The sequence below is a fragment of the Duncaniella sp. genome (genome assembly GCF_029054785.1).
GTDB lineage: Bacteria > Bacteroidota > Bacteroidia > Bacteroidales > Muribaculaceae > Duncaniella.
Map to the genome: position 1 here is coordinate 1 of NZ_JAIDEN010000090.1, position 8,764 is coordinate 8,764.

Consider the following 8,764-nt stretch of genomic DNA (forward strand, 5'->3'; position numbering starts at 1 on the left):
TATGCTCCTTCGATTCAGAGTCATATCCACCTCAAAACTTTCGCTCAGATTTTAACTATTGTTATGAAACACCCTCTAAGCTTTTTTCAGTATCTTTGCATGATCTGATAATGCAAATTCTCAATAGCCTTTATTTATGACTGAAAAAAGAGCACAATTTACTACGCGTCTCGGTGTGATCGCCACAACCGTCGGTTCGGCTGTCGGTCTGGGCAATATATGGCGTTTTCCTTATGAGGCAGGAGTCCACGGCGGCGGTGCCTTTCTCCTGATCGATCTTTTTTTCGTGTTTGTGGTCGGAATTCCCGTTGTGTGCGCCGAGTTCATAATCGGACGCCACACCGGTCTGAATGTTCGCGGTGCCTTCAAAGCCATTGCCCCGAAAAAGGCTTGGGGAATAGTCGGCTATATGGGGCTGCTCTCCTCAATACTGATTCTGAGTTTTTATTCGGTGGTGGCAGGCTGGACGATGAAGTATATCCTTCTGTCACTCACGGCGTTCAACGGAGTCTCTTCGGTCGGCGGCCTTCACGACCAGTTTGACAGCTTTGCATCCTCCGACTGGAGTCCGCTGGTCTGTACGCTGCTTTTTCTGACGGTCAACTATATGATCCTGGCGCGGGGAGTGCAGAAAGGTATCGAACGGATGTCCAACATCATGATGCCCCTGCTGTTTGTGATCCTTCTGATCTTTTGCGTCAACTCCCTGCTGATGCCGGGGGCCGCTGACGGTCTCAGATTTCTGTTCAAACCGGACTTCTCGCAGGTGACACCATCGGTGATGATCGGCGCTATGGGGCAGGCTTTCTTTTCGCTGAGTCTCGGCTTGGGTTGCCTGATCACATATTCGAGCTATTTCAGAAAGGACACTCCGCTGCTTCGCACGGCAGGGACAATGGCCGCGCTTGACACTTTGGTCGCCATCCTTGCTGGAGTCATCATCTTTCCTGCGGTGTTTACATTCGGGCTTCAGCCTGAAGCCGGACCGAGGCTGGTGTTCGAGATCCTGCCGTCGGTTTTCTGCCGGATGCCCGGAACAGTGATCTGGTCCACGCTGTTTTTCGTGCTGCTGTTTGTGGCCTCGCTTTCGTCTACAATCTCGATGAGCGAGATCTGCATAGCTTATTTTACAGACGAACTGGGCATGTCGCGCCGCAAAGCCACCTTTATTAATATAGCCGTGGCGATGGTGCTCGGATCGCTCTGCGCGTTGTCGTTCGGATCGCTTTCCGACTGGAAGATTTTCGGGATGACACTGTTCAATCTCTTTGACTATGCCTCTTCCAATGTGCTGCTTCCGCTCGGCGGTCTGCTGATCTCACTCTTTGTCGGATGGGTGCTCGACCGGTCGGTGATCAGACGGGAGCTTACCCCTGATTCGACACGGCGGGGACTGCTGGGAGCCAGGGTGGTTGTCTTCTGCCTGCGCTACATAGCACCGGTGTGCATAGCGACCGTTTTCATTTTCGGCCTCGGCATTTTGTAGTCCTCCGGTCATACAGCTCTGTTTATTTTGTTTATTTGGCCGGATACACCTCTTTTCGGGCCACTTATGACAAAGAATTGAAAAATTATTCTTAAGTTTGTAGAAACAATTCTCAGGGATTAAGGTTTTAGATAATGTCCGAAGTTAGCATGAAAAACAAAGACCAGTTCAAAACCTACGGCACTTCAACCGCCGCCTCCCCTCTAATCATCAGTTACCAATGAAAAAAAAGACTCTCAACATCATTAAGAACGATCCCTGGCTTGAACCATACAGCGCCGCCATCATCGGTCGCCATGAGGATGCCCTGCGCAAGGAGCAGGAACTTTGTGGCACTGAAGGCTCGCTTGATTCGTTTGCCAACGCCCATAACTATTTCGGACTTCACCGTCAGGCCGACGGCAGCTGGATTTTCCGCGAATGGGCTCCGAATGCGACAGGCATTACTCTTGTCGGTGACTTCTCCAAATGGAAGCAAATGAAAAAGTATGCCCTGAAGCCAAAAGCCAATGGTGTCTGGGAGATAAAACTTAAGCCCGACGCGATCAGCCACGGCGATTTCTATAAGATGATCGTCAGCTGGGAAGGCGGAAGCGGTGAACGTATTCCGGCTTATGCCACAAGAGTTGTCCAGGACGAGAACACCCATCTTTTCTCTGCTCAGGTGTGGGCGCCGGAAGCCTACAAGTGGAAAGTCAAGAGATTCCGCCCCGACACGCGTCCGTTGCTCATCTATGAATGCCACATCGGCATGGCCCAGGAGAAAGAAGGGATCGGCAGCTATGTCGAGTTCCGTGACCGGATACTCCCCCGCATCGCCGCCGACGGCTACAATGCCATTCAGATAATGGCCATCCAGGAGCATCCCTACTATGGTTCCTTCGGTTATCATGTCTCAAGTTTCTATGCGCCTTCGAGCCGTTTCGGCACCCCGGAAGAGCTCAAAAGCCTTATTGACCGCGCACATGAGCTGGGAATCGCAGTGATAATGGACATTGTCCATTCCCATGCAGTCAAGAATGAAGTCGAGGGCCTCGGACGCCTTGACGGCAGCTATGACCAGTATTTTTATGGCGATGGCCGCCGCGAACATCCGGCGTGGGACTCTCTTTGCTTCGACTACGGCAAGAACGATGTCATCAACTTCCTGCTATCCAATTGCAAATACTGGCTTCAGGAGTTCCATTTCGACGGTTTCCGTTTCGACGGGGTGACCTCAATGCTTTATTACAGTCATGGTCTCGGTCAGGCTTTCGGAAGCTATGACGACTACTATGACGGGGCCGAGGACACCAACGCCATCACATATCTTACCCTTGCCAACAAGCTTATCCATGAAATCAATCCCCATGCAATCACTATCGCAGAGGAAATGAGCGGTATGCCTGGACTGGCAGTCCCTGTAAAGGACGGCGGTATCGGTTTTGACTACCGCATGGCAATGGGCATCCCTGACTATTGGATCAAGACTCTCAAGGAGAAAAAGGACGAGGACTGGCATCCGACTTCGATTTTCTGGGAGCTGACCAACCGTCGCGCCGACGAAAAGACAATCTCCTATGTCGAGAGCCACGATCAGGCACTTGTCGGCGACAAGACCGTCATTTTCCGTCTCATTGACAAGGAAATGTACTGGCACATGATGAAGGGTGACGATAATATGGTAGTGGCCCGCGGCATGGCTCTCCACAAGATGATCCGTCTCGTGACTGCCTCGACCATCAACGGCGGCTATCTCAACTTCATGGGCAATGAGTTCGGCCATCCGGAATGGATCGACTTCCCGCGCGAAGGCAACGGCTGGAGCTACAAATATGCCCGCCGCCAGTGGGATCTCGTTGACCGCAAGGAGCTGAAATATGACCAGCTCAACAACTTCGACAACGCCATGATCCATCTGATTTCAGGTGTCTACAATTTCCAGTCGCTCCCTGTTGTCAAGCTGTGGGAGAAGGATGATGACCAGGTTCTTGCCTACATGCGCGGTGATCTTGTCTTTGTCTTCAACTTCAACCCGGTCAAGGCTTTCACCGGCTATGGAGTCCTTGCTCCTGCCGGAGAATATGAGGTTGTGCTCTCAACGGACAATGCTGATTTCGGCGGCTACGGCAATATTGACGAAAGCGTCCACCATCTGACTCAGACCGATCCGCTGTTTGCGCCCTCAGGCCGCGAATGGCTTCGACTCTATCTGCCCCCGCGCTCGGCTCAGGTTCTCCGCATCCTCCGCCCCGAACCCAAGAAGCCGAAAAAGACTCCGAAGAAGTAAGTTTGTGAGGGGCCGTCCTTACCTGATACAATCGTAATTAAATACAGTACAGATCCGGCGCTGATTCAATCTGCGAATCAGCGCCGGATCTGTTATTGATTACGCCCTACTGTGGGCGGCCCGGATTTCAGGCGGGGAGGAGAGGCGTTATTTCACATTGACGTTCTTGTTGGAGCCGGTGTAGAGGATCTTTTCTTTGTCAGGGGCGGTGAACTTGCAGCCGGTGAGAGTGGCGTTGCTGCAATTGTTGATTGTCAGGGCAGCGCCTGAATCGGAGGTGATGTCTACGTTGTCGAAGCTGATGCCTGTCGATTCTGACAGCAGGCCGCTCTTTTTAGCAGTGAAAATAGAGTTGCTTACCTTGATGTTCTCGATCGGCATTTCCGGAAGACCGTTGAACTTGACAGGAATTCCGGAGTTGAACGAGCTGACACGCGTGATGGTGATGTCGCGGAACTGAGGGGTTGTCTCATCGACCGGCGGGATGGTTTTCGGTGCGTTTTTCACCCAGTAGTAGAGGTCAAACAGCAGGGCTTCGCCGACGATGTCGAGCATGTTGATGTTGTCGATGAAGATGTTTTTGACTACTCCGCCACGTCCGCGGGTGCTCTTGAAGCGCAGTCCGACGTCAGTGCCGATGAACTGGCAGTCCGAAACAGCCACATTGTTGACTCCGCCTGACATCTCGCTGCCGACCACGAAACCTCCGTGGCCCTGGAACACTCGGCAGTCTTTGACGATCACATTTTCGGTGGGCACTCCGCGTTTGCGGCCATCCTCGTCCTTGCCAGACTTGATGCAGATCGCGTCGTCACCGACATCGAGGGTAGAGCGGTAGATGATCACATTTTTGCATGACTCAACGTCAAGACCGTCGCCGTTCTGTGCATACTCCGGGTTCTTGACATAGACACCGTCGATGATCAGGTTCTCACACAGCAGCGGGTGGAGATTCCAGGCGGGAGAATTCTGAAACAGCACTCCCTGGAGATAGACGTTCTTGCAGTTCACGAGCTTGACCATCACCGGGCGGATAAAGCGTTTGATCTTTTCGGATTCTTCCTTGGTCATGGCTTTCAGTTTGGCGATGCCGTCTTCGCTTTCGCGGATTTTTTCGCCGTCGATGTAGTCCTGCGAGGGATACCAGACGTTGTCGCCGACAAGGATGCCGCCGGACTTGATCTTGCGTCTCCACTGCGGAGGTGTCATCTGGTCGCGCTTCACCTGACGCCAGGCCGCGCCGTTGCCGTCAATCACGCCGTCGCCGGTGATGGCTACGTTCTCAAGGTCTTCGCCGTAGATGGGCGAGATGGCGCGATAGGCTTCATAGCCCTCATAGACGGTGTAGATTACGGGATAGAGATCCGGATCAGGCGAGAAGAGTATCAGTGCGCCCCCGTCGAGGTGGAGATTGATGTTTGACTTCATGGTGATCGGTCCGGTCATCCAGATTCCGGCCGGGACGTTGAGAGTGCCGCCTCCTTTGGCTGCGAGAGCGTCTATGGCTTTGGCAAAGGCCTCGGTGTTGAGAGTCTTGCCGTCGGCAACCGCGCCGAAGTCGGTGAGGTCTACGATGTTGTCAGGGAACACGGGTTTATCGATGACAGGCATGTCAAACGGCAGGCCGTCATAGAGGTGGGCATAGCTTGAGGGAGTAGAGGCGCTTACCGTGGCTGATACCGCCAGGCAGAGGCCAAATAAAACTGAAGATAGTTTCATGGAAATCAGAGAAGGTAATGATTGTAAGAGAAATGATATTCACGGTTTTTGGCCGGAAACTCCACAAAATTACGAAAAAATAACCGCTTCACCAAAAGCATATCACCAGAGCCACCCCTGTGCGCACCGTAAACGTCCGGCAGGAGTGTTGCGGGAGCCTCCGGAGTTTGGCAAACGGCCGTTCAAGGATTTGCAATTGTCGCAATCAATAACTACTTTTGCATCAGGAAAGTCAGTAGACCACGCCTGAATCAATAAAATTCATATACTCTGCCATATTACAGAATGGAACATCTCATAATCCGAAATTTCGGGCCTATAACAAGCATTGACATTGTTCTCAAGAAGCTGAATGTCTTCATCGGAGAACAGGGTGTCGGCAAAAGCACAATTGCCAAATTGCTGTCATGTCTGAGAGATGTGTCGCTCTATAATGCAGCATTGGAAGGACGTGATCAGGTTGTAGAAGGGATTTTTTCGATCTACGGCATTCAGGACTATTTTAAACCGGATACCTATATTGAATATTTTGACGGTGACGAGATTACTGTAAAGTATAGAGACAATAAATTTGACGTTTCCAGTTCAAAGAGAGACCGTCAGGCATTGCTACGGTTCACAAGCAATGTCATGAACCACTGCTTGAAAGAAACATTGGAAAATCTTGGCGTTGATACAACCAATCTGAAAAAAAATGAATTGGAGGATCTGATGGTTAAACACCATCAGGTGCTTGCGTCAAACCTGCGTTTCTCGTTTTATTGTCCAGCCGAAAGAGGAATTGTCGGAGCGTTGTCTGGCTCGATGGCAAGTCTGTTCATGGCCAAAGTGCCGTTGCCTGACACTCTGATGGAGTATATGAGTTTCTTTGAAAAGGCAAAGAATCATTTCAAGACTTACGATCTGCCGTTTCTCCGCTCAAAATATATGCTGAAAGATGGCGTTGATACTGTTGTCTGCGGTGACAAGCCGGTTCCATTGCGTTACAGTTCTTCCGGCATGCAGTCAATTATTCCATTGCTGATGGTGATTGACTATTGCGTCTCAGAAAATTACTTTCAGAGTTTTACGATCGAGGAGCCGGAATTGAATCTTTTCCCTTCAAACCAGCTTGAACTTCTGCGACAGATTCTCGCCAAGACAAATACAGAGAAATGTAAGGTCGGAACATGGACATTGACCACCCATAGCCCTTATATATTGTCGATTCTCAATATCTCTCTGCTTGGAGGTCTTATTTTAGACAAATATCCCGCAGATGCGGAGGATCTTGCTGAGAAACTTCCGGTTGACTATGTTGTGTGCCCGGAAGAGATAGCGGTGTATTCATTGAGCCGTTCAGATGATGGTGCTTCCGATTGCAAAGATATAATCGATAAATCAACCGGGCTTATTCAGGCCAACTATCTCGATTCGGTGTCGGATATACTGTCAGGAGAGTTCAACAGTCTTTACAGGTTCTATCTGTCTCTCATGCGTAATCAGAAGTGATTATGGAAGTCCCTAAGGCAATTTCCAATTTGCGGTTGCGCATGGCTTTTCGCGGTCATGCCGTGGACGTGCTGGACTGTGTGGAGACGAAATCAGAGGAGGTGGTCTATGTGGTTGACGATGACGAACTGAAAGTCTCACGCTTTGCCGATGCAGAGGCTTTGCTTTCGGGGTGTTTCGTCGGTATCAATCCGGCAGAGCGTGATCTGCATCTGCTGTCGATTGACAATAAACTGGTCAAAAGTCCGGCAGGCGGAATTGCCGACTGTGCGCTTTTTCATGCCGATCTTTTTGCGTTGATCGAGTTTAAGTCAAATGCAGAGGGAAATTCACTTGAAAGTGTGGTCTATACTTACGAAAAAGCAATTACACAACTGGAGCATACCTTAAATATATTCCGGGCCAAACTGACAGCGATCGGCATTGACTTTTTGAGAGCTACTGAAATTGTCTGTCATGTGGTTGTAGCTCCTATTTTTCCTCGCAGAAGCGCGATGGAAATGAATTACAGTTTAGCTTTTGCAATGCGCAATGGTGTCGAACTGAGTTTTGATAATCAAAGAAGTTTTTAACTATACAGCAATCCAAAATCATAGAAAACCATGACTAATGAAAATCAGATGACTGCTGCTGAGGCTCAGCAGTGGGTCGAGAGCCGTGAGTGGGCCAACGGATGGTCCGTCAACGCCGACAAGAGCATCGACGCTCTTGAATTTGCCAACCAATATCGTCTCAACAAGCCCTTGTGGGACAAACTTTTCAAATTTCTTGCAGAGACAGATCCGATGACTCTTGAAGCCGGCAAAAAGATCGTGCTTGAAGAGGGCCGTCTGTGGATCAATGTGCTCGAATACACTCCCAAGTCTGCCGAAGAGACCAAAATCGAGTCTCACCGCAATTTCATTGACCTTCAGTACACCTACGAGGGTAATGAGCTGATGGGTGTGGCCGGAAATGTCACTCCGACCAATGAATATGATCCTGTAAAGGACCGTACCAACTATTCGACCGATGAGGAGATTGTATACTCTCCGGCACCTGCTGACCGCTTCTTCCTCTATTTCCCGAAGGATATGCACCAGCCTTCAGTGCGCTCGGTTGAGAATCCCGGTATCTCGCGCAAGCTCGTAGGCAAGATCGAATACGCGAAATAAGCAGTTGCTACAAAGCGTCCTTCGCAGCAGCGGGTAGTTGTCGCCAAACACCCTCCGCAGTTGCGGGGCGCAAATTTTTCCAGTCAAGCCGCGTTAGCGGTGGGGAGATCCGAGCCACAGCAAGGGCCATCCGCAGCTGCGGGGCGCAAATTTTTCCAGTCAAGCCGCGTTAGCGGTGGGGAGAATCCAGGCCACTGCAAGAGCCGCGTTAGCGGTTCGCAGCTGTGGTAAAACGATAATCCGCCACAAAATAGAGCGCCGTAGGTGCGAAACAGTTTCGCACCTACGGCGCTCTTTATCATTTGATACATTGTATTACCACAGCTGCGGACTCCTACGGAGCCCTTGCAGTGGCCTGGATTCTCCCCACCGCTAACGCGGCTTGCCTGATTCTGGTCGGATTCTCCCCACCGCTAACGTGGTTTTCCTGATTTTGGTCGGATTCTTCCCACTGCTAACGCGGTTTTTCTGATTTTGGGTTGATTGTTTCCTGCCGCTACCGTGGTTTGCCTGATTTTATTCTGATGCGGGGCTGGATTTTTCGGTGGGGCCGGGGTTTCGTTTGGATGAGGACCGGCGTTTCGGATGGCGTTTGCGCGAAGGGGCTCCGTCGGATTGCGGCTTGGCATCGCGTGGCTTTCCGTC

The 8,764-nt window shown here is 50.8% G+C and carries 7 protein-coding genes; 6 read left to right on the top strand and 1 reads right to left on the bottom strand.

The genetic code is table 11. The features are described from left to right. Positions 1-136: 136 nt before the first annotated feature. Together K2H17_RS05715 and K2H17_RS05720 are read left to right on the top strand one after the other, a co-directional pair. Positions 137-1,486: a sodium-dependent transporter gene (locus K2H17_RS05715; RefSeq protein ID WP_300132454.1), complete on the top strand. Its 1,350-nt coding sequence runs from the start codon at positions 137-139 to the stop codon at positions 1,484-1,486. A 220-nt stretch (positions 1,487-1,706) separates the two neighbouring features. Further along, positions 1,707-3,755: an alpha amylase C-terminal domain-containing protein gene (locus K2H17_RS05720; protein ID WP_300132456.1), complete on the top strand. Its 2,049-nt coding sequence runs from the start codon at positions 1,707-1,709 to the stop codon at positions 3,753-3,755. Positions 3,756-3,902: 147 nt separating this feature from the next. On the opposite strand, the gene K2H17_RS05725 is transcribed toward K2H17_RS05720, so the two are convergent. Beyond that, a complete protein-coding gene (locus K2H17_RS05725) occupies positions 3,903-5,474 on the bottom strand; it encodes a glycoside hydrolase family 28 protein (RefSeq protein ID WP_300132459.1) in 1,572 nt (523 codons plus the stop codon). Here K2H17_RS05725 and K2H17_RS05730 point away from each other — a divergent pair. From K2H17_RS05730 to K2H17_RS05745, 4 genes are read left to right on the top strand one after another with little or no spacing between them, the layout of a single operon-like run. Beyond that, the gene (locus K2H17_RS05730) at positions 5,473-5,724 is read left to right on the top strand and encodes a hypothetical protein (RefSeq protein WP_300132461.1); all 252 of its coding nucleotides are present in this window, start codon (positions 5,473-5,475) and stop codon (positions 5,722-5,724) included. The genes K2H17_RS05725 and K2H17_RS05730 overlap by 2 nt on opposite strands. A 35-nt stretch (positions 5,725-5,759) precedes the next feature. Then, positions 5,760-6,965 (top strand): AAA family ATPase, encoded by a 1,206-nt coding sequence (locus tag K2H17_RS05735; RefSeq protein ID WP_300132464.1) that lies wholly within the window; start codon positions 5,760-5,762, stop codon positions 6,963-6,965. A gap of 2 nt (positions 6,966-6,967) precedes the next feature. Next, a complete protein-coding gene (locus tag K2H17_RS05740) occupies positions 6,968-7,537 on the top strand; it encodes a hypothetical protein (protein WP_300132467.1) in 570 nt (189 codons plus the stop codon). Between the two features lie 30 nt (positions 7,538-7,567). Then, a complete protein-coding gene (locus K2H17_RS05745; protein ID WP_300132469.1) occupies positions 7,568-8,119 on the top strand; it encodes a YhcH/YjgK/YiaL family protein in 552 nt (183 codons plus the stop codon). Positions 8,120-8,764 lie beyond the last annotated feature (645 nt).

What these genes read in the sequence shown, in the direction of transcription:
- K2H17_RS05715 (WP_300132454.1), top strand. Translation starts at nt 137, where the DNA reads ATGACTGAAAAAAGAGCACAATTTACTACGCGTCTCGGTGTGATCGCC.
- K2H17_RS05720 (WP_300132456.1), top strand. Translation starts at nt 1,707, where the DNA reads ATGAAAAAAAAGACTCTCAACATCATTAAGAACGATCCCTGGCTTGAA.
- K2H17_RS05730 (WP_300132461.1), top strand. Translation starts at nt 5,473, where the DNA reads ATGGAAATCAGAGAAGGTAATGATTGTAAGAGAAATGATATTCACGGT.
- K2H17_RS05725 (WP_300132459.1), bottom strand. Translation starts at nt 5,474, where the DNA reads ATGAAACTATCTTCAGTTTTATTTGGCCTCTGCCTGGCGGTATCAGCC.
- K2H17_RS05735 (WP_300132464.1), top strand. Translation starts at nt 5,760, where the DNA reads ATGGAACATCTCATAATCCGAAATTTCGGGCCTATAACAAGCATTGAC.
- K2H17_RS05740 (WP_300132467.1), top strand. Translation starts at nt 6,968, where the DNA reads ATGGAAGTCCCTAAGGCAATTTCCAATTTGCGGTTGCGCATGGCTTTT.
- K2H17_RS05745 (WP_300132469.1), top strand. Translation starts at nt 7,568, where the DNA reads ATGACTAATGAAAATCAGATGACTGCTGCTGAGGCTCAGCAGTGGGTC.